Origin of the sequence: Aliihoeflea sp. 2WW (genome assembly GCF_000497755.1) — a bacterium.
In the GTDB taxonomy this organism is placed as follows: domain Bacteria; phylum Pseudomonadota; class Alphaproteobacteria; order Rhizobiales; family Rhizobiaceae; genus Aliihoeflea.
In genome coordinates this window covers 134,275-153,897 of sequence record NZ_AYOD01000008.1, presented here as the reverse complement: position 1 = coordinate 153,897, position 19,623 = coordinate 134,275, and the positions used below count along the sequence as shown (strand labels likewise).

General features: G+C 64.6%; 18 protein-coding genes. 8 read left to right on the top strand and 10 right to left on the bottom strand.

Annotated elements, in window-relative coordinates; translation table 11 throughout:
* The first annotated feature begins 61 nt into the window (after window positions 1-61).
* From ALII_RS0105760 to ALII_RS0105725, 8 genes are all read left to right on the top strand, one after another.
* A complete protein-coding gene (locus ALII_RS0105760) occupies window positions 62-736 on the top strand; it encodes a Crp/Fnr family transcriptional regulator (RefSeq protein ID WP_024586374.1) in 675 nt (224 codons plus the stop codon).
* A gap of 264 nt (window positions 737-1,000) precedes the next feature.
* Complete coding sequence (locus ALII_RS0105755; RefSeq protein ID WP_051375783.1) at window positions 1,001-2,914, top strand: AMP-binding protein; 1,914 nt, start codon at window positions 1,001-1,003, stop codon at window positions 2,912-2,914.
* Window positions 2,911-3,738, top strand: a complete 828-nt coding sequence (locus ALII_RS0105750; protein ID WP_024586372.1) for an ABC transporter ATP-binding protein — start codon at window positions 2,911-2,913, stop codon at window positions 3,736-3,738. Before ALII_RS0105755 ends, ALII_RS0105750 begins: the two co-directional genes overlap by 4 nt.
* Before the next feature lie 20 nt (window positions 3,739-3,758).
* On the top strand, window positions 3,759-4,718 hold the full coding sequence (locus ALII_RS0105745; RefSeq protein ID WP_024586371.1) for a branched-chain amino acid ABC transporter permease: 960 nt from the start codon (window positions 3,759-3,761) through the stop codon (window positions 4,716-4,718).
* A 3-nt stretch (window positions 4,719-4,721) separates the two neighbouring features.
* The gene (locus ALII_RS0105740; protein WP_024586370.1) at window positions 4,722-5,798 is read left to right on the top strand and encodes a branched-chain amino acid ABC transporter permease; all 1,077 of its coding nucleotides are present in this window, start codon (window positions 4,722-4,724) and stop codon (window positions 5,796-5,798) included.
* Between the two features lie 69 nt (window positions 5,799-5,867).
* Window positions 5,868-7,175, top strand: a complete 1,308-nt coding sequence (locus ALII_RS0105735; RefSeq protein WP_024586369.1) for an ABC transporter substrate-binding protein — start codon at window positions 5,868-5,870, stop codon at window positions 7,173-7,175.
* A 72-nt stretch (window positions 7,176-7,247) separates the two neighbouring features.
* Window positions 7,248-8,075, top strand: coding sequence for an ABC transporter ATP-binding protein (locus ALII_RS0105730; protein WP_173401395.1), 828 nt, complete (start codon window positions 7,248-7,250; stop codon window positions 8,073-8,075).
* A 25-nt stretch (window positions 8,076-8,100) separates the two neighbouring features.
* Window positions 8,101-9,291, top strand: coding sequence for an AMP-binding protein (locus ALII_RS0105725; protein ID WP_024586367.1), 1,191 nt, complete (start codon window positions 8,101-8,103; stop codon window positions 9,289-9,291).
* 29 nt (window positions 9,292-9,320) lie between these two features.
* Here the strand turns inward: ALII_RS0105725 and ALII_RS0105720 are convergent, their stop codons facing one another.
* The 10 genes from ALII_RS0105720 to ALII_RS0105675 form a co-directional block, all read right to left on the bottom strand.
* Window positions 9,321-10,655 (bottom strand): sigma-54 dependent transcriptional regulator, encoded by a 1,335-nt coding sequence (locus ALII_RS0105720; protein ID WP_024586366.1) that lies wholly within the window; start codon window positions 10,653-10,655, stop codon window positions 9,321-9,323.
* Window positions 10,656-10,659: 4 nt separating this feature from the next.
* Entirely contained in the window at window positions 10,660-12,108 is a 1,449-nt protein-coding gene (locus tag ALII_RS0105715; RefSeq protein WP_244437322.1) for an ATP-binding protein, read from the bottom strand.
* 29 nt (window positions 12,109-12,137) lie between these two features.
* Window positions 12,138-13,385, bottom strand: coding sequence for a monovalent cation/H(+) antiporter subunit G (gene mnhG, locus ALII_RS21030; protein ID WP_024586364.1), 1,248 nt, complete (start codon window positions 13,383-13,385; stop codon window positions 12,138-12,140).
* The gene (locus tag ALII_RS0105705; protein ID WP_029660243.1) at window positions 13,385-13,675 is read right to left on the bottom strand and encodes a monovalent cation/H+ antiporter complex subunit F; all 291 of its coding nucleotides are present in this window, start codon (window positions 13,673-13,675) and stop codon (window positions 13,385-13,387) included. Before ALII_RS0105705 ends, mnhG begins: the two co-directional genes overlap by 1 nt.
* Window positions 13,672-14,010, bottom strand: coding sequence for a Na+/H+ antiporter subunit E (locus ALII_RS0105700; protein WP_024586362.1), 339 nt, complete (start codon window positions 14,008-14,010; stop codon window positions 13,672-13,674). Before ALII_RS0105700 ends, ALII_RS0105705 begins: the two co-directional genes overlap by 4 nt.
* Window positions 14,007-15,527, bottom strand: a complete 1,521-nt coding sequence (locus ALII_RS0105695) for a Na+/H+ antiporter subunit D (protein WP_024586361.1) — start codon at window positions 15,525-15,527, stop codon at window positions 14,007-14,009. Before ALII_RS0105695 ends, ALII_RS0105700 begins: the two co-directional genes overlap by 4 nt.
* On the bottom strand, window positions 15,520-15,906 hold the full coding sequence (locus ALII_RS0105690) for an NADH-quinone oxidoreductase subunit K (protein WP_024586360.1): 387 nt from the start codon (window positions 15,904-15,906) through the stop codon (window positions 15,520-15,522). Before ALII_RS0105690 ends, ALII_RS0105695 begins: the two co-directional genes overlap by 8 nt.
* Window positions 15,903-16,307 carry an MnhB domain-containing protein gene (locus ALII_RS0105685; RefSeq protein ID WP_024586359.1) on the bottom strand — a complete coding sequence of 135 codons (405 nt, stop codon included), beginning with the start codon at window positions 16,305-16,307 and terminating at the stop codon, window positions 15,903-15,905. Before ALII_RS0105685 ends, ALII_RS0105690 begins: the two co-directional genes overlap by 4 nt.
* Before the next feature lie 6 nt (window positions 16,308-16,313).
* On the bottom strand, window positions 16,314-18,611 hold the full coding sequence (mbhE, locus tag ALII_RS0105680) for a hydrogen gas-evolving membrane-bound hydrogenase subunit E (protein WP_029660242.1): 2,298 nt from the start codon (window positions 18,609-18,611) through the stop codon (window positions 16,314-16,316).
* Between the two features lie 224 nt (window positions 18,612-18,835).
* Window positions 18,836-19,621 carry an ABC transporter permease gene (locus tag ALII_RS0105675; protein ID WP_024586357.1) on the bottom strand — a complete coding sequence of 262 codons (786 nt, stop codon included), beginning with the start codon at window positions 19,619-19,621 and terminating at the stop codon, window positions 18,836-18,838.
* Window positions 19,622-19,623: the final 2 nt, after the last annotated feature.

Sequence of the window (19,623 nt, the reverse complement as noted above, 5' to 3'; positions counted from 1 at the left end):
TATCGCTTGACTTTGACCGGTCATGGACGAAGGTCTCGACCGGGCACAATCTGAGGATCGGATGACCAGCAAGATAGATCTCGTGCGATCCGCGATCTGGGCGGAAGAACTGACCGACGATGTGATCGAGCGCGCGGCCCGGGGCATCAGCGAGCGCCATTACGTCAAGGACAGCTACATCTGCCATCGCGGCGACCGGCTCGATGCTTGGACGGGAGTGGTCACCGGTCTCGTCAAGATGAGTGCGGTCGCGCTCAGCGGCAAGGCGCTGACGTTTGCGGGCATCGGGGCAGGGGGCTGGCTCGGGGAAGGCTCGATGCTCAAGAACGAGGAGCGCAAATACGACCTCGTTGCGTTGCGCGATACGCACCTCCTCCTGATGAACCGAGCGACCTTTTCTTGGCTTTGCGAGAACAGCGTCGGCTTCAACCGGTTCCTCGTGCGCCAGCTCAACGAGCGGCTCGGCCAGTTCATCGCGGTCACCGAGCACGACCGCTCCTTCGACGCCAAGGCGCGCGTCGCGCGCAATCTGTCGTGGATCTGCAATCCCGTTCTTTGCCCCCAGGTGCGCGGCGTCATCGAGATCACGCAGGAAGAAGTCGGTCACCTCGCCGGAATATCGCGGCAGGTCGCCAACCGCTGCCTGAAGGAACTGGCCGATGAGGGATTGATCGCGCTCGAGCCCGGGCTCATTCGCCCGCTGGCGGTGGACAGGCTCGCCAGCTACGGCGCTTGAGAAGAGATATTGGCAGGGGCATCCTAGACTTCCACCCGAAATTCGTTGGTGGGTCACACGCGCTGCCGATTAAAGAGACAATCAGTCGATCTGTCTGTCAAGGCGCAAGTTGAACGCGTCTTCGATTCGTGGAACTTTCCTCGTCAAGAACAGGGGGCATACCCCGGGAGGAACGGGCGCAACGTCGTCCAAGGAGGAACGAGATTGGCTGAGGCTCAAACCTTGCCCGATACGTTTCCGAAATATCTTCTGCGCAATGCGGAGATGTTCGGGACGCGTCCGGCCATGCGCCACAAGGATCGCGGCATCTGGCAAAGCTGGACATGGAGCCAGCAACGCGACGCTATTCGCGATTTCGCGACCGGCCTCGCCACGCTCGGCGTCCGGCACGGCGACCGCGTCGCCATCATCGGCGCCAACCGGCCGAAGCTCTATTGGGCGGTTTGTGCCGTGCAGTCGCTGGGCGGCGTGCCAGTGCCGGTCTATGCCGATGCCGTCGCCGACGAATTGTCCTATGTCTTGTCGCACGCCGATGTGCGCTTCGCGGTCGTGCAGGACCAGGAACAGGTCGACAAGCTCAACAGCTTCGCGGACCGGCTGACCTCGCTTCAGGCCGTCATCTATGACGAACCGCGCGGCCTGACCGACTACGACAAGCGCGCCCTTCATGATTTCGAGGACGTCCAGGAGATGGGCCGGCGGGCGCAGTCGGTCGATGGGCAGGTCGCGGCGCGCTGGGAAGAGGCGATCCGCAGTGCCTCCGGCGAGGACGTCTCGATCATGCTCTATACGTCCGGCACGACCGGGCGCTCCAAGGGCGTGATGCTGAAGGCAAAGAGCGCGGTCAAGGCGGCGCAGGACACGGTCGCCTTCGACCGGCTGACCGAAAAGGACAGCGTCCTCGCCTATCTGCCGCTCGCCTGGGTCGGCGATCACTATCTGAACTATGCGCAAGGTTATGTCGCCGGCTTCTGCATGGCGTGCCCGGAAAGCAGCCAGACGGTCGCGCAGGATCTGCGCGAGCTGGCGCCGACCTTCTACTTCGCCCCGCCGCGCGTCTTCGAAGGGCTTTTGACGTCGATCACTATCCGAATGGAAGACGCCGGCAAGCTCAAGCAGCGCATCTACCGCCACTATATCGAGGTCGCGCGCAAATATGGCGAGGCGATCCTGGAGGGCCGCAGCGTTCCGGCATCCGCGCGTGCCTCCTACGCGATCGGCGAAATCCTCGTCTATGGACCGCTCAAGAACGTGCTCGGCCTGTCGCATATCCGCGTCGCCTACACGGCGGGCGAGGCGATCGGCTCTGACCTCTTCTCCTTCTTCCGCGCGCTCGGCGTCAACCTGAAGCAGCTCTACGGCCAGACCGAAGCGTTTCTCTACGTGACGTGCCAGAAGGATGGCGAAGTTCGCTCGGATACTGTCGGCCCGCCCGCACCCAATGTCGACATCCGAATTTCCGAGGATGGTGAAGTGCAGTTCCGCTCGCCCGGTATGTTCTCCGGCTATTATCTGGAAGACGAGAAGACCGCAGAGACGATGACGCCGGACGGCTATGTGAAGACCGGCGATGCGGGCTTCTTCGACACGGACGGCCAGCTCAAGATCATCGACCGCGCGAAGGACGTCGGCAAACTGTCGAGCGGCGCGCTGTTCGCGCCGAAATATCTCGAGAACATGTTGAAGTTCTTCCCCAACATCAAGGAAGCGGTCGCCTATGGCGACGGGCGCGAGTTCGCGACGGCCTTCGTCAATATCGATCTCCAGGCGGTCGGCAACTGGGCCGAGCGCAACAACATCGCCTATGCGTCCTATCAGGAACTCGCCGGCCACCCGCTCGTCTACGAGATGATCGCGCAGAACGTCGAGGAGACGAACCGGCGGCTTTCGGCCGAGCCGATGATGGCCGCCGCGCAAATCCGTCGCTTCCTGATCCTGCACAAGGAGCTGGACGCCGACGATGGCGAACTGACGCGCACACAGAAGGTGCGCCGTTCTTTCGTTGCCGAACGCTACGCACCGCTGATCGAGGCGCTTTACGACGGGTCGACGCAGAAATTCGTGGAGACCGAAGTGACTTACGAGGACGGTCGCAAGGGCAGGATCAGCGCCAATGTGAAGATCGTCGACGCGCCCGTCTTCGGCGCCGCCCAGCCCGTGCGGGAGGCCGCCGAATGAACGCCCATCCCGACCACCACATCATCGTCGCACCGGACGATGACGGCATCGCCAAGGGCGCCACGCTGATGGAGGTGAAAAACGTTTCGCTTTCCTTTGGCGGCGTCAAGGCGATCACCGACATCTCCTTCGATGTCCGCAAGGGCGAAATCCGCGCCATCATCGGCCCGAACGGTGCCGGCAAGACGTCGATGCTGAATGTCATCAACGGCTTCTACACGCCCCAGGTCGGCACCATCACCTTCCGCGGCCAGGAGCGGCGCGCGATGAAGCCGCACCACGCCGTGCGCCAGGGCATCGCGCGCACCTTCCAGAACGTCGCGCTCTTCAAGGGCATGTCGACGCTCGACAACATCATGGCGGGGCGCTCGGTCAAGATGAAGCGCTCGATCGGCTGGCAGATGCTCTGGCACGGTCCGGCGCTCGCCGAGGAGATCGAGCATCGCGAAAAGGTCGAGGAAATCATCGACTTCCTCGAGATCGAGCACATCCGTCGCACGCCGGTCGGCAAACTGCCCTACGGCCTGCAAAAGCGCGTCGAACTCGGCCGCGCGCTGGCGATGGAACCGTCCCTTCTTCTTCTCGACGAGCCGATGGCCGGCATGAATCTGGAGGAAAAGGAGGACATGAGCCGCTTCATCCTCGACGTGAACCAGCAGCGCGGAACGACGATCGCGCTGATCGAGCACGACATGGGCGTGGTCATGGACCTGTCCGACCGCGTCGTCGTGCTCGACTACGGCAAGAAGATCGCCGACGGGCCGCCCGAAGAGGTCAAGAACAATCAGGCCGTCATCGACGCCTATCTCGGCGTGCCGCATTGAGCGACCGGAAGGACTTTTGAATGGAACGCTTGCATTCGATCTTCGTGGCGCCTTTCGCCGACATGGTCGCCGCGCCCGACTTCTTCCTCCAGGTCGTCTGGGAGGGGCTCGTCTCGGGCGTCCTCTACGCGCTCATCGCGCTCGGCTTCGTCCTGATCTTCAAGTCCTCGCGCATCTTCAATTTCGCGCAAGGCATCATGGTCGTCTTCGCGGCGCTGACCCTCGTCGGCCTGCATGAGCGCGGCGTGCCAGCGCTACTCGCCGTCCCGCTGACGCTCGTCGTCATGTTCTTCCTCGCCGTCGCCATCGAGCGCGTCGTCCTGCGCCCGCTCGTGAACCAGCCCGACATCATCCTCTTCATGGCCACGATCGGCGTGACGCTGTTCCTGATCGGCCTCGGCGAAACGATTTTCGGCGGCGAAAACAAGGTGATGATCACCTCCGAACTCGGAATTCCCACCGGAAGCTGGATCATGGAACCCTTCGGCGGCTTCGTCTCGATCGAGCAGAAGGACGTGACGGCCGTCGTCGGCGCGGTGCTCCTCGTCATCGCGCTCCTCGTCTTCCTCAACAAGTCCAAGATGGGCCGCGCCATCCGCGCGCTCGGGGACGATCACCAGGCGGCGCTCTCGGTCGGCATCTCGCTGTCGACCATCTGGGTCATCGTCTGGTTCATCTCCGGCATCATCGCCCTCGCGACGGGTATCGTCTGGGGCGCGCGCGCCGGCGTCTCCTTCGCGCTGGAAGTCATCGCGCTGAAGGCGCTGCCGGTCTTGATGCTCGGCGGCCTCGAAAGCGTCACCGGCGCGATCGTCGGCGGCCTCGCCATCGGCGTCCTCGAAAAGGTCTTCGAAATCTACTGGGGCCAGCCGCTTCTCGGCGGCAACACGGAAGCCTGGTTCGCCTACGTTCTGGCGTTGCTCGTGCTTCTGGTGCGGCCGCAGGGCCTCTTCGGCGAAAAAATCATCGAGCGGGTGTAATCCATGTTTTATCGCGTCGCCGGCCAGTACAAGACCAGCTATCAGGCGGATTACGCCCTCTTTCCGGTCAAGCAGGATGCGTGGCTGCTCGCCCTCGTCCTGATCGTCGCCTTCGTCGTCTTCCCGTTGACGGCAAGCGACTTCATGTTCCGCGCGCTTTTGATCCCGGTGTTGATCTATGCGCTGGCTGCGCTCGGACTGAACATCCTGACCGGTTATGCAGGCCAGCTTTCGCTCGGAACCGGCGCGTTCATGGGCGTGGGCGCCTATGCCTGTTATAAGATCGTGACGATCTTTCCCGAGCTGAACATCATCGTCGCAATCGCCCTTTCCGGTTTCTTCTCGGCAGCGGTCGGCGTTGCTTTCGGCCTGCCGTCGCTCAGGATCAAGGGCTTCTACCTCGCCATCGCGACGCTCGCCGCGCAGTTCTTCCTCGTCTGGCTGTTCCAGAAATGGGGCTGGCTCTACAATTACAACGCCTCGGGCGCGATCCAGGTGCCGAACACGCAGATGTTCGGGATCACCGTCACGGGCGCGCGCGCCTCGGCAATGAGCCAGTATTTCGTCGTCCTGTCCGTCGTCTGCATCGTGACCTTTCTCGCGATCAACGTCACCCGCGGTCGCATCGGGCGCACCTGGAAGGCCGTGCGCGACATGGACATCGCGGCCGAGCTCGTCGGTATCAATCTGATGAAGGCGAAGCTCTCGGCCTTCTTTGTCTCGTCCTACATCGTCGGCATCGCCGGCGCGCTCTTCGTCTTCCTGTGGCGCGGCGCGGCCGAGGCCGACCTGTTCGACATCCAGCTATCTTTCCGGGTGCTCTTCATCGCCATCATCGGCGGGCTGGGCTCCATTCTGGGTAACTATCTCGGCGCGCTGCTGATCGTCGCGCTGCCGGTCATCATCGGCACGGTACCAGCCATGTTCGGCCTGCCGATTTCCTCGGCCATGGTCGAGCATCTGAACACCATGATCATCGGCGCGCTGATCATCGGCTTCCTGATCGTCGAGCCGCACGGGCTCGCGCGGTTCTGGGCCGTCATCCGTGAAAAGCTGATCATCTGGCCATTCCCGCACTGAGGAGAGAGCGGTGCGGGTTGATTGAGGCAAAGCCCGATACGGGCGAATGTGGAGGAGCGACTGATGAAAATGAAGCACGTAACGGCTCTTGCGGCCGGCATCCTTGCGGCCGGCATCGCCGCGCCGGCCTTCGCGCAGGAAGTGTTGAAGCTGCCCAACATGTCCTACCGGACCGGCCCGTTCGCGGCGACCGGCACGCCGCACATGAACGGCCAGCTCGACTACATGACCATGCTCAACGAGCGCGACGGCGGCATCGGCGGCGTCAGGATCGCGTTCGAAGAGTGCGAGACGGGCTACAACACCGAAAAGGGCGTCGAGTGCTACGAGAAGCTGAAGTCGGAAGGTGCGCTGGTCACGCAGCCCTGGTCGACCGGCATCACGCTTCAGGTGCTTCCGCGCACCAATGTCGACGAAATCCCCATGTTCGCGCCTGGCTACGGCTTCTCGGCCATGCAGGACGGCAAGACCTTCAAATGGGCATTCAACCCGCCGACATCCTATTGGGACGGCGCGTCGATGATCATGCAGGCCGTCGCGGACGGCAATCTCGACAGTCTCGACGGCAAGAAGATCGCATTCCTCCATCTCGACCATCCCTACGGCAAGGAGCCACTGCCGCTCCTCGAAGCGATGGCCGGAACCCACGGCTTCGAACTTCTGCCGATCCCGGTCGGCCTGACCGAGATGCAGAACCAGTCCGCCCAGTGGCTGCAGATACGCCGCGAGCGGCCCGACTTCGTCATCATGTGGGGCTGGGGCGCGATGAATGCCGGCGCCATCACCGAAGCTGTGAAGACTCGCTACCCGATGGAGCAGTTCGTCAGCGTCTGGTGGGGCGCGCATGAGCCCGACCTGAAGCTCGTCGGCGAACAGGCCAAGGGATACCGTGCCTTGTCGTGGAATTTCGTCGATTCCGAATCCAAGCTCATGCAGGACGTGAAGACGCACGTCGTCGATGCCGGCAAGTCGCAGCTCAACCAGGGCGCCGGCGAGTTCGACACCACCGCCTATCAGCGCGGCATCCTGATGTCGGTCATCCTGGCGGAGGCGGTGGAAGCCGCGCAGACGGAAGCCGGCACGCCGATGATCAACCAGGAGCAGCTCCGCAAGGGCCTGGAAAGCGTCAACCTCGACGAGGCCCGCCTTGCCGAGCTCGGCGCCGAGGAGATGATGGCGCCCTTCGCGATGAGCTGCTCGAACCACACCGGCCACGCCAGCGCCTGGATGATCGAGTGGGACGGCACCAAGTTCGTCAAGGTCTCCGACCTGATGACGGCCGATCGCGCCGTCATTGATCCGCTGGTCGAGAAGGCCTCCGCAGACTATGCCGCCGCCAACCAGCCCTGGCAGATGAACGACGACTGCGCGGAATAGGACAAGTCACGCGCGGCGGGGAAACCTCCTCGCCGCGCTTTTTTCCAGGTGATAGAAACAGCGATGACACCAATGACCGCACCCACGCCCGATACCGCCGAGCCGATCCTCGCGGTCAACAATATCGAAGTGATCTATGATCACGTCATTCTGGTGCTGAAAGGCGTCTCGCTGTCGGTTCCGCGCGGCGGCATCACCGCCATTCTCGGCGCCAACGGCGCCGGCAAGACGACGACGCTGAAGGCGATTTCCAACCTTCTCCATGCCGAACGCGGCGAGGTCACCAAGGGCTCGATCCTGTTCGAGGGGCAGGAGGTCCAGGCGCTGTCGCCCAATACGCTGGTGCGCCGCGGCTGCATTCAGGTGATGGAAGGCCGGCATTGCTTCGGCCATCTGTCGGTCGAGGACAATCTGATGACCGGCGCGTTCACCCGCAAGGACGGAGCGGCCGCAATCCGCGACGATCTCGAACTCGTCTACCAGTATTTCCCGCGTCTGCGGGAACGCCGCACCAGCCAGGCCGGATATACATCCGGCGGCGAGCAGCAGATGACCGCGATCGGCCGGGCACTGATGTCGCGGCCGAAGATGATCCTGCTCGACGAGCCATCCATGGGCCTCGCGCCGCAGCTCGTCGAGGAAATCTTCGAGATCGTGAAGAAGCTCAACGACGAGCAGGGCGTCTCGTTTCTGCTGGCCGAACAGAACACCAATGTCGCGCTGCGCTATGCCAAATATGGCTACATCCTCGAATCCGGCCGCGTCGTCCTCGACGGCGAGGCGAAGGCCTTGCGCGAGAACGACGACGTCAAGGAATTCTACCTCGGCGTCGGCGGCGAGGGGCGCAAATCGTTCCGTGACGTGAAGCATTACAAGCGCCGCAAGCGCTGGCTGGCCTGAGTTCATGAACCTGCAGGGAGACCGCATGGTCGAGCATCGAGACATCGCGCCGGGCGGCGACGCCGATCTTCTGGCGGCGATGCGGGCGCAGATTTCGCGCGCGGCAGAGCACCAGCCCTTCTGGGCCGCGCGCCTCGCAGGCGTCGATGTCGCGGCACTCACCTCGCGAGACGCGCTTGGCGCAGTCCCGGTCCTGCGCAAGTCGGAACTCGCCGAACTGCAGGCTAAGGCGCCCCCATTCGGTGGATTGACGGCAACGCCGGCCGGCAGGCTCGCACGCCTTTTTGTCTCGCCAGGCCCGATCTTCGACCCGGAAGGCCATGGCAGGGATTGGTGGGGCGCGGCAAAGGCTCTGGCGGCGGCCGGCGTCGGGCCGCAGGACATCGTCCTCAACACGTTTTCCTACCATCTGACGCCGGCAGGCGCGATGTTCGAAAGCGGAGCCCATGCGCTCGGCTGCGCCGTCATCCCGGCCGGACCCGGCAACACCGCCGACCAGCTCGTCGCGATGGTGCAGTTTCAGCCGACCGTCTATATCGGCACGCCTGATTTCCTGAAAATCCTGCTCGACAAGGCTCGCGAGGCGGACATCGCGTCTCCGATCCGTCGGGCCGTCGTGTCCGGCGCGGCGCTTCCGCCCAGCCTGCGCGCCGACCTCGTCGAACGCGGCGTCGCGGTCGTCCAGTGCTACGGCACGGCCGACCTCGGCATCGTCGCCTATGAGGATGGCGGGGAGGGCATGGCGGTCAATGACGGCGTCGTGCTGGAAATCGTCCGCCCCGGCACCGACGATCCGCTGCCCGACGGCGAGGTCGGCGAGATCGTCGTCACCCGCCTCAACCGTGACTATCCGTTGATCCGCTTCGCCACCGGCGACATGTCGCGCGCCTTGGCTGCGGTCGATGGCCGTCGCCGCATCGCCGGCTGGATGGGCCGTGCCGATCAGGCGACCAAGGTCAAGGGCATGTTCGTGCGCCCCGAGCAGGTCGCCGCTCTCGCCAGGGTGCTGGGCATTTCCGGTCGCATGCGCCTGGTGGTGACGCGTGCGGACGAGCAGGACGCGATGGTCCTGAAGATCGAACACGCGGACCAGTCGCTGGCCGCCGCTGCGGCGCAAAAACTCGCCGAGATCACCAAGCTCAAGGGCCGCGTCGAGATTGTGCCGGTCGGCGACCTTCCAAATGACGGCAAGGTCATTGCGGACGAGCGGACATAGCGCGGTTCCGGCATCCGGGACGCGCCGCGTCAGTCATCCGCCTCGATGCCATATCGGCGCATCTTCTCCCACAGCGTCGTACGCGAAACACCCAGGAGATCGGCCGCTTCCTTCGGCGAGTTGCCGGTCCTGGCAAGAGCCGCGACGATGTGCCTGCGCTCGGCAGCCTCGCGAATGTCCGACAGCGTACCGCTGGCGGGTCCCATGTCCAAAGAACCGGCCGGCTTGCTTATGCCATCGGGAAACAGGTCGCGCTCTAAAAGCGTCGACCCGTTTCCAAGCGCGACCGCACGGTCAACGCGATTGATCATCTCGCGGATGTTTCCCGGCCAGCCATGGGCGAGCGCGGCCTCGACGGCCGATGCATCGATCGCCGGCGCCGGGCGGCCCATGCGCATTGCAGCCGCCGCCGTGAAGCTTCGCAGCATGTCCGGAATGCCGTCGGCACGCTCGCGCAGAGGTGGAAGCGTGCAGCTTATGACGTTGATTCGGAACCAGAGATCTTCGCGGAACGACCCGTCCGCAACGAGGGCCTCGAGGTTTCTGTTGGTCGCGCAAACGATACGGCCCGAAAATGTCCGCATCTCGCTGCCTCCGAGACGGCGAAATTCGCGCGTCTCGAGAACGCGCAGCAATTTCACCTGAAGGCTGAGCGGCAGATCGCCGATTTCGTCGAGAAACAGCGTGCCCGCCTCGGCTTCCTCCAGAAAACCCCGATGCTGTCCGACCGCCCCGGTGAACGAGCCGCGCTCATGGCCGAAGATCATCGAATCGGCGAGTTCGCCGGGCAGCGCGCCGCAATTGACGGGCACGAAGGGCAGGGCCGCGCGAGGGCCCGTCCGGTGGAGATGGCGGGCGGCGACCTCCTTGCCGGTTCCCGTTTCGCCCAGAAGCAAGACGGGCAGGTCGATCCCCGCCGCGCGCGACAGCATCTCGCCGATACGGCGCATCGCGGCGCTCGTCGCGAACGGGTCCGAGTGCGGTTCACTGGCCATCGCGCTGCGGCTTGCCAGATCGCGAAGCGTATCGACGAGCCTATCGAGATCGAACGGCTTGGTGACATAGTCGAGCGCGCCGTCACGCACCAGCCGGACCGCCTGGTCGATATCGCCGAATGCCGTCATGAAAATCGTCGGAACGAGCCCGAGACGGTCGAAATGCCGGCGCATGACGGTCTCGCCATCGCCATCCGGCAGCCGGATGTCGGACAGGATGATCGCCGGCTCGATCCTCGACAGGCTGGCGAGCGCCTCGTCGGCCGTCCTCGCCCAGGACACGCGAAAACCCTCGAGTTCCAGCCGCTGGCGCAGCGAAGCCCCAAGTGTCGCGTCGTCTTCCACCAGAAGGATCAGAGGCTGGGTCATCGGTCTACACCTCCGCCGCCAAGGCGCTTTCGGGCAGCGCAATCCTGACCGTGGTCCCGACGCCATCCTCGCTTCGGATCGAAAGGTTCGCGCCGATGCGCTCGACCAGGTTGGCGACCACCCAAATGCCGATGCTGCGCTCGACGGGGATCTCCTCCATGCGGCCCGAGACGATCGCCGCGACCATCTCCGGCGGCATTCCCTTTCCCTGGTCCGCGATGCCGAGCGATATCGTCCGCTCATCGGCATCGCGTTCCAGCGTGATGGTGACAATGCCGTTCTCAGGCGACGCCCGCACGGCATTCAGCATCAGGTTGATCAGGATCTGGCGCAGCGCGTCCGCATCCGCATCGACTTTTGCCGTTTCGTCGAGTTTCCAGACGAGTTCGACGCCTGCCCGGCGCGCTTCCGGCTGGATCAGGAGATCGAGGTCGCGGATGTCCTGCGCGCCAAGCCGTGAAGGCCCCGAGCGGCGGCGGTAGGTCGACAAGGTGACGTCGACAACCCGGCCGATGCTGTCGAGGCCTTTTTCGATGAGATCGAGCGTCTGATCGCGAACTTCCGGCCGGTCGCCGAACCGCTTCAGCGTGGAAACGCCGTTCTTGAGGCCGGCAAGCGGATTGCGGACCTCATGGGCAATCCCCGCCGCCATGCGCGCAAGAAGCGCGTCGCGTTCCTGTTGCGCCATCTGTTCGAGGAGACGCACGCGCTCGGCCTCCGACTTTTCGCGCAGCGCAAGGGCGGTCTCGAGCTGTCGCAACTCGTCGCCCTGGCGCCATTGAGCGGGACCGGTCGTCAGCGCATCGTGTTCGGCGAGGCGGTTGATGAACCGGTCGAGAGGCGACAGGACCCTGCGGGTGATGGCATAGACGGCGATGGCAGCTAAGATTGCCACGAGAAAGTCGATGCCGAGCGCGATGTCGGCCGCGGCATCGGCCGCCTCGATGACGGGCATCGTGTCGAAGGTTGCGCTGAGATAAAGCACGATCTCGCCCATCGCATAGGTCCGAAGCACCACCAGAAGCGCCCGATCCTCCGCGGTTCGGAACGCCGTGGCGTCGACGCCGAGTGCGGCGGCCTCGTCGAGCGCCGCAGTCAGGATCGTGCGATGGTTCTCGCCGAGGACGACGGTCTGCGTCGTGCCCGACGCATCGATCCAGCGCGCTGCCATGGCTTCTTCGAGCAGCGCTGTGCGGTAGGTCAGCGATGCGGCGAGTTGCGCGCGCACCGCTTGCGGCGCCTCTTGAATTTCCGCCGCAACATTGCCGGCAACGGCATCCAGAAAGACCACCGCCTGGTCACGCAGGGCCGACTCCCCGCTGGACTGCAGCAACCGCACGCCGAGCTGCGTCGTGCCGACGGCGACCACGAACATCGCGATCGCCACGAAGAGCGGCAGCGCTGCGGTCAGCGGCAGGTTCTGGCGAAGGCGCGAGGGCATTGCCTGAGGCATTACCGTACTTTTGCGCTATTGTGCCAGACCTATGAGTCCAGACGTCTTCCCGGCGCTTCCATGATCAGGACGTCGCCCGTCATGCCCGGCGCGATCCGCGTGCGCCAGTGCGTGCCGAACCAGTTGGTCCGCAGCGGACGCGGCGTGCTGCCCAGGATGACGGCGCGCGCGTCGCCGAATTCGTCCGGTATCGCGCAATCCGCGCTTGCCGCTTCACGACGCTCGTACTCGCAGCTGAACCGGCCCGCGATGTCCTGCATGATGGAAGCGTCGCTATCTGGCTGCGTGACGTGAACGAGCCGCGCGACGGTCCAGATGCCGGTCAGGAGCGCCCATTCGACGAGCGCCGGCAGGTGGTCTTCGCCGCAATCGCGCACGACGAGCGTGATCGGCAGGCGCGACGGCTGGCGCGAGGCGGCGAAAAGAACAGGCCCGCAATGAACGCCGGGAAGGCGCAGCAGCCCGTCCGGCTCCCACGTCGTCAGCGACCGGCCGCCTTCCACCTGGTGATGGAACCAGCCTTCGCAGGGCACGACCAGCAGGACTTCGCCGGCCTGCGCGCAGGCTAGCAGACGTTCCGGGTCGCCCTCGTCATAGTTCAGCGCCGCGTCGGCGGCACCGGTGGAGCTTCTGAAGGCGTGGATCGCCTTGCTCGCCCGCTCGCGGATCAGGCGGCGCATCTGTGCCGGTTCGTCCGCGGTCTCGATCGCGTGGGTGTCGATGACGACATGCGCGGAAAGATCGGCGCCGGACAGTTTGGCGATCGCGCTCGCGCGTTCGGCGACGCGCTCGACATGGCCGTCGATCACGGTGAATCGAACAGCTTCCAGCGCAGGCAGGGCGACGACCTGAGTACGGCGCTGGCGCGCGACGATGCCGGGTTCGGCGGCGACTACGCTGCTCGCCCCTTCGGCGGGCAGCCAGCCCATGCGCTCGTCGAGCGGCCGGCTCGAGCGCTCCAGAATTCCATCGAGGGCATTGTCGCCCCGCAACGACAACTGCGCGCCCGATACGTAGGAAGCGCGGCCGAGGAGGTGCCCTGCGACGGGAACCGTCAGGAGCAGAAAGACGATCGTCAGGATTCCCGTCACCGTCGCGTCCGTCGCCCCTTGAGCGACGACCGACCCGAGGATGACGAGGCCCGCGCCAAGCGTTCCGGCCTTCGTTGCGGCATGCATGCGCTGGAAGGGGTCCGAAAGGCGCATGACGCCGACGCCCGCGATGACGAGGAAGGCGACGCCGGCGAGTTTCAGGGCGATCGAGATCAGGACGAGCATCAGTCGTCTCCCTTTTTCTTTTCGAGCAGCGCAGAAAGCGAGCAGGTCGCAAGGAAGCCGATCAGAGCGATGCCGAAGGCGATGTCGAGAAACTCCCGTCGCCCCGTCGCGATCATGGTGAGGCCGGCAATGGCGACGGCGATCCCTGTCAGCATGTCGAGCGCGATGAACCGGTCGGCATAGCCCGGTCCGGTGGCCATTCGCAGCGCGGAAAGGCCGAGCGGCACCATGAGCACGGTGATCAGGATCGTTGCGATGGTGGAAAGCGAACTGTCCAGAAACTCGATCATCCCTCGATCTCCTTGATGCGTGCCTCGAATGTGTTCTTGATGTCGGCGATCACCGTCTCGCTCGACGGGGCGTCGAGGACGTGGATGTAAAGCGTCTCCATGTCCTCGCTGACGTGGAGCGAGGTCGTGCCGGGTGTCAGCGTCACGCAATTGGCCAGCGTGGTGACGCCGGCCCGCGTCTTCAACGTGACGGGTACGGCGATGATCGCGGAGGAGGCGGCATCGCGTTCGCCGAGCACCGATCTTGCGACGGCGATCGACGAGACGACCAGTTCCCGAAGGAAGATGCCTGCCAGAAGGATGGCGGTCAGGACGCGATGAATAATGTTTTTCATGGCTGGACTCCTGCGATCTGGCGTTCGTTGAAGACGGCGGCGATGAACTGCGCCTGGTCCGCCATCGTCTCGGCGGCAAGTTGCGAGAACGCGACCAGCGGCTCGGGATTGAAGCCGATCGCCAGCGTGATCGCCCCGAGCGCGGCGATCGGCAGCAGCATGGCCACGGGAACGGCTCGCACGTGCACGATCTTGCGCGGGCTGTCCTTCCAGAAGGCCTCGATCCAGATCTTGCTCATCGAGAAGACGGTGAGCAGGCCGACGAACAAGGCAACGGCGCCGAGCCACGCCGCATCGCCGCGGAAGGAGGCGTCGATGACCATGAACTTCGCCCAGAAGCCCGACAGCGGCGGAATGCCCGCAAGCGAGAGCGCCGGAATGAGGAACAGGACGGCCAGGAGCGGCGAGGACTTCATCAACCCGCCCGTCTTGCGCAGGTCGAACGTGCCCGTCGCGCGGTGGATGGCGCCGGCGACGAAGAACAGGTTCGCCTTCACCACGATATGGTGGATGATGTAGAAGACCGCACCGGCCAGCGCGAGCGGTGTCGCGATGGCAAGTCCGAGCATGATGTAGCCGATCTGGCTGATGATGTGGAACGACAGGATGCGCCGCACGTCCCACTGGATCGCCGCACCGAACACGCCGAACACCATCGTTCCCGCCGCGAAGAACGCAACGAGCGGTCGGATGCCGCCATCCTCGACCTCGAAGAGCAAGGTGAAGACGCGGAAGCAGGCGTAGACGCCGACCTTCGTCAAAAGCCCCGCGAACACGGCCGAAACGATGATCGTCGCCGTGTGATAGGAGGCCGGCAGCCAGAAGAACATCGGGAAGAAGCCGGCCTTGATGCCGAAGGCGAGCAGGAACATCATCGCCGCGACGGTCAGCGCGACCGACCCTTCCGTATTGGGAAGGATCATCGCGAGGTCCGCCATGTTGAGCGTGCCGGTGACGCCGTAGAGCAGCCCGATCGCCATCAGGAACAGGATGGTGGAGAAGAGGTTCAGAACGGCATATTTGAGCGCCCCGTCGAGCTGCGCGCGGGTGCGGTCGAGCGTGATCAGGCCGAGCGTGGTGATCAGCATTACCTCGAACCAGACATAGAGGTTGAAGATGTCGCCGGTCAGGAAGGCGCCGTTGACCCCGACCATCAGGCCCTGGAAGAGCGGGTAGAATCCCGAACGCTCCTGCCGCCGGCGGATGTCTGCGGTGGCGAACACGCCGGCTGCCAGCGCCAGGATGCTGGAAATGACCACCATCGCGGCGCTGAACTGGTCGGCGACGAAGCTGATGCCGAAAGGCGGGGCCCAGCCGCCGAACTGCTTCACCTGAATGCCCTCGGTCATGACCGAGTTCAGGAGCACGAGCGAGGCGACCAGCGTCAGGCAGAGCCCGGCAAGATTTGCGGCACGCTGGGCCTTCGCGTTCGACCAGAGCGCGGCGCACAGAGCGGCCGTCGCGAGCGGGATAGCCAGAGGCCACAACAGGGCGGTTTGCGTCAGGAAATCAGGCATTGCGCGTGGCCTCCGCGTCGAACGGGCTACCGAGCGCCTCGGCATCGGTATGGCCGCTTGTGAGGACCGATCCGACGGCGCGATAGGTCTTGAGGACGAGCGCGGCGGCGAATGCCACGAGCGCAAACCCGATGACGATTGCCGTCAGGATCAGCGCCTGCGGCAATGGGTTGGCGGCTTCTGCGCCCAATGTCTGCGTGCCCTGGACGATGACGGGCGGCGCGGTGAAGACGAGGCCGCCGGCCACGAAGATCAGGAGGTTCGTCGCCGCCGAAAGCAGCACGACCCCGAGAACGATGCGCACCACATGGCGCGACAAGAGCAGATAGACGCCGCAACCCATCTGGACGGCGATCGCGAGTGCATAGACGAGGCTCATTGATCGACCTCTTCATAAAGGCGGAAGATGAGGCACAGCACGCCGCCGATGACGACGAAGTAGACGCCGATGTCGAACGTGGTCGCGGTGCCGAGGTGAAGCGAACCGATCTCGGCCCACCAGTGCGTCAGGAACGAGCGATCCGAGAGCAGCCCGGGCAGGCCGCTGGCGAAGGCGAGCAGCAGTCCGGCACCCATCAGCGCGACGGGATGAACCATCAGCGCCCGCCGCGCCGTCGCGACGTTTTCGGCAAGCGCCAGCAGGGCGAAGCCGAGCGCGGCGATCAGCCCGCCGACGAAGCCCCCGCCGGGCTCGTTGTGGCCTCGGAACAGCATGTAGATCGAGACGATCAGCATCAGCGCGAAGAACAGCCGCGACATGGTCGAGAAGATTATGGACATGGCGGTCTACTCCTTGGGGCCAGGTCTGGCGGCAGAACCGCGCAGAAGCGCCCAGGCCGCGATGGTGGCGAAGGCGACGACGGCGATCTCGCCGAGCGTGTCGATGGCCCGGTAGTCGACGAGGATGACGTTCACGACGTTGCGTCCATAGGCGTCGAGATAGCTCGTCTCGCCGAAATAGTCGGAGAGGCGCAGGTCGATCGGGATCGCGCTCATGCTGGCGACGGCGATGAAGATGACACCGCCGAAACATGTCGCCAGCAACGCGTCCCGCCGCCGTTCGGAGGTGGTGCGAGAGTGCTTCTGCCGGGCAGGCAGGCGCAGGAGAACCGCGGTCAGAAGGATGACGAGCAGCGTTTCGACCGCGATCTGCGTCAGTGCGAGATCCGGTGCCCCGTTCAGCATGAAGATGACCGCAAGCGCGAAACCCACGATCCCGACGCAGACGAGCCCTGCGATCAGCGAGCGCGCCTTGACCGTCGCCAGCGCTCCGGCTGCCGTAAGCAGCAGCACCAACACGAGCGATATGCGCAGCGCCCCTTCGGGCGAGGCGATCGAGATCGCGGCCGGACCGGCGACGAGCGCGATGGCGAGCCCGATGACGACGGTGGCGATGACGACGCTCGTATAGCGCCGCTGGTCGCCGTTCTGCAGCAGTCGGGTGGACCCGCGCGCCGCGCCGAGCACGCCGTCGAGAACCCGGTGATAGCCCCGGTCGCCCAGCAGCCGGTAGAGCCCGTCCTGCTGGCGCAGATAGGTATGGATCGCATCCCAGTAGATGACGATCGCAGTTCCGATGGCGACGACCGCGAAGCTCAGCACGAGCATCGGCGTCAGTCCGTGCCAGAGCTGGAACGATACGTCGATCGGGCTGCCGTAAAGCGCGGAAGCGGCCGGTCCGATCAGCGACTGGCCGATCGCATTCGGGAAGAGGCCGATCAGAATGCCGCCGCTTGCCAGAAGGAGCGGCCCGGCAAGAAGCCCCGGCGTCTCGCCATGCTTGACGGAGGTGACGCGATGGCTCTTGAAGTAGAACGGCCGGATCGAGACGACGCCGGCGACGCCTACCATGACCGCATTGACCGCGACCGCAACTGCGACAGGCACGATGTTCCAGTCATTGGTGAGCTGCGCTTCGAACAGATACTCCTTGGAGATGAAGCCCACGAAGGGCGGCAGGCCGGCCATGCTGAGGCTGGCAAGCACGGCGGCGACCGCCGTCACCGGCAGGAAGCGGGCAAGGCCGCCGAGCTTGCGCAGGCTCGCCTCGCCGGTGGCGTGGATCGCGGTGCCGGCGCAGAAGAACAGCGCGGCCTTGTAGAGTGCGTGGCTGAGGATGAATCCGACCGTCGCGACAGCCGCAACCTCGCCCTGCAAGCCGATCAGCATCACGAGAATGCCGAGCGACGCGACGGTCGATTGCGCGAGAACGGCCTTGAAGCCTTCGGCGCGCAGCGCCTGAAGCGCCGCGATCATCATCGTCGTCGAGCCGATGACAACCAGCGTCGCGCCGAACGCGGGCACCTCCGCGAAGACGGCATCGAACCGCGCAAGCAGGAAGACGCCGAGCTTCACCATCGTTGCCGAGTGCAGATAGGCGGAGGCCGGCGTCGGCGCAGCCATCGCGTTGGGCAGCCAGAAGTGGAACGGGAACTGCGCCGACTTGGTGAAGGCGCCGATCATGATCAGGACGACGACGACGCCGATCCAGGGGCTGGCGACCAACTCGTCCGAGCGCGCGAGCACTTCGGTGAACGAGAACGTCCCGAGCTCCATGCCGATGATGAGGATGCCGGCAAACAGCACCAACCCGCCGCCGCCGGTCACCAGCAATGACTGGATCGCGGACTTGCGTGCTTCCGCCTTGTGGGCGTCGAAGCCGATCAGCATGAACGAAGTGAGGCTCGTCAGTTCCCAGAAGACGAACATGACGATCAGATCGTCGGAGAGCACAGTGCCGAGCATCGCCGTCATGAAGAGCAGGATCAGCGCGAGGAACCGGCCGATTTCCCAATGCGGCTTGTCGGCGAAATAGGCCCCGGCATAAAGCGTCACGAGCGTGCCGATGCCGGTGATGAGCAATGCGAAGAGGAGAGAAAATCCGTCCAGCCTGAAGGCGAGGTCGACGCCCAGGGATGGCACCCATGAAAGATGCGCGATCACCGTCTCGCCGCCGGCGACCGTGCCGAGATGCTGGAAGAGGGACAGGAAGATCAGGAACGGCACGAGCGCCATCACCCAGCCCGTCCTGCTGCCCAGATAGGTAGCCGCCGGCCGTGCGATTGCCGCGCCGGCCAGTGCCATCAGAATGCTCCACTCGAAACTCACGGGATCGCGCTCCTTTCATTGCTTCCCGTAATGGTGCAAAGGGCGTGCCAGAGCCGAAGATCAAGCGGAAACAATGGCTTGTGAGAACGACCGGAATCGAAATGTTCGGAATTCCGAACGCGCCGGAAACGCCTGTCCGAAATTCCGAACGGCGACCTTCAGGGTGTGAGGCGAGCGATTGCAGGCTGAGTGAGCCCGCGTCAGGCCTCGACGGTCTTCGCCGTGCGCCGGCGCGTATAGGCGGCGAGCAGCGCCAGAAGCAGCGTTCCGACGATGAGCAGAAGTGCTGCGGCCGCGACCGCGGGCGAGATGTTCTCGCGGATGGAGGAAAACATCTGCCGTGCCAGCGTGCGCTGGTTTGGCCCGGCGACGAAGAGCGTCAGCACCACCTCGTCGAGCGAGGTCGCGAAGGCGAACACCGCTCCCGTCACGATGCCCGGCATCGCAAGCGGCATCGTCACGCGGCGAAACACGCGCGTCGGCGAGGCGCCGAGACTTGCTGCAGCCCGCTCGACGGTCGGGTTGATCCCCTGCAGCGCGGTCGACACCGAGACGATGACGAAGGGCACGCAAAGCACGGCGTGCGAGAAGATGACGCCGAGATAGCTGCTCGCCAGCCCGATTTGCGCCAGCGAAATCTGCAGTCCGACGCCCAGCACCACGGCCGGAACCACCATCGGAAGCAGGAAGATCGTGCGCAGGAGGTTGGGGAAGGGGATGCCACGTCCGCGAAGGCCAAGTGCCGCGAGCGTGCCGAGCACGACCGACAGAACGGTCGCGCCCGAGCCGATGATCAGCGAATTGACGATCGAATTGCGCCAGTGCGCGATCTGGCCGAGTTCGTTGAACCAGCGCAGCGAATAGCCGGGGATGGGGTAGTTCAGGAAGATGCTCGACGTGAAGGCGAGCGGCAGGATCGCGACGATCGGCAGGATCAGGAAGAGGGCGGCGGCAACGCCGAAAATGGCCTGGGCGACACGCAGCATCT

Excerpts from the sequence above, each read along its gene's own strand:
- ALII_RS0105760 (WP_024586374.1), top strand. The coding sequence starts at position 62 with ATGACCAGCAAGATAGATCTCGTGCGATCCGCGATCTGGGCGGAAGAA.
- ALII_RS0105755 (WP_051375783.1), top strand. The coding sequence starts at position 1,001 with ATGTTCGGGACGCGTCCGGCCATGCGCCACAAGGATCGCGGCATCTGG.
- ALII_RS0105750 (WP_024586372.1), top strand. The coding sequence starts at position 2,911 with ATGAACGCCCATCCCGACCACCACATCATCGTCGCACCGGACGATGAC.
- ALII_RS0105745 (WP_024586371.1), top strand. The coding sequence starts at position 3,759 with ATGGAACGCTTGCATTCGATCTTCGTGGCGCCTTTCGCCGACATGGTC.
- ALII_RS0105740 (WP_024586370.1), top strand. The coding sequence starts at position 4,722 with ATGTTTTATCGCGTCGCCGGCCAGTACAAGACCAGCTATCAGGCGGAT.
- ALII_RS0105735 (WP_024586369.1), top strand. The coding sequence starts at position 5,868 with ATGAAGCACGTAACGGCTCTTGCGGCCGGCATCCTTGCGGCCGGCATC.
- ALII_RS0105730 (WP_173401395.1), top strand. The coding sequence starts at position 7,248 with ATGACCGCACCCACGCCCGATACCGCCGAGCCGATCCTCGCGGTCAAC.
- ALII_RS0105725 (WP_024586367.1), top strand. The coding sequence starts at position 8,101 with ATGGTCGAGCATCGAGACATCGCGCCGGGCGGCGACGCCGATCTTCTG.
- ALII_RS0105720 (WP_024586366.1), bottom strand. The coding sequence starts at position 10,655 with ATGACCCAGCCTCTGATCCTTCTGGTGGAAGACGACGCGACACTTGGG.
- ALII_RS0105715 (WP_244437322.1), bottom strand. The coding sequence starts at position 12,108 with ATGCCTCAGGCAATGCCCTCGCGCCTTCGCCAGAACCTGCCGCTGACC.
- mnhG (WP_024586364.1), bottom strand. The coding sequence starts at position 13,385 with ATGCTCGTCCTGATCTCGATCGCCCTGAAACTCGCCGGCGTCGCCTTC.
- ALII_RS0105705 (WP_029660243.1), bottom strand. The coding sequence starts at position 13,675 with ATGATCGAGTTTCTGGACAGTTCGCTTTCCACCATCGCAACGATCCTG.
- ALII_RS0105700 (WP_024586362.1), bottom strand. The coding sequence starts at position 14,010 with ATGAAAAACATTATTCATCGCGTCCTGACCGCCATCCTTCTGGCAGGC.
- ALII_RS0105695 (WP_024586361.1), bottom strand. The coding sequence starts at position 15,527 with ATGCCTGATTTCCTGACGCAAACCGCCCTGTTGTGGCCTCTGGCTATC.
- ALII_RS0105690 (WP_024586360.1), bottom strand. The coding sequence starts at position 15,906 with ATGAGCCTCGTCTATGCACTCGCGATCGCCGTCCAGATGGGTTGCGGC.
- ALII_RS0105685 (WP_024586359.1), bottom strand. The coding sequence starts at position 16,307 with ATGTCCATAATCTTCTCGACCATGTCGCGGCTGTTCTTCGCGCTGATG.
- mbhE (WP_029660242.1), bottom strand. The coding sequence starts at position 18,611 with ATGGCACTGGCCGGCGCGGCAATCGCACGGCCGGCGGCTACCTATCTG.
- ALII_RS0105675 (WP_024586357.1), bottom strand. The coding sequence starts at position 19,621 with ATGCTGCGTGTCGCCCAGGCCATTTTCGGCGTTGCCGCCGCCCTCTTC.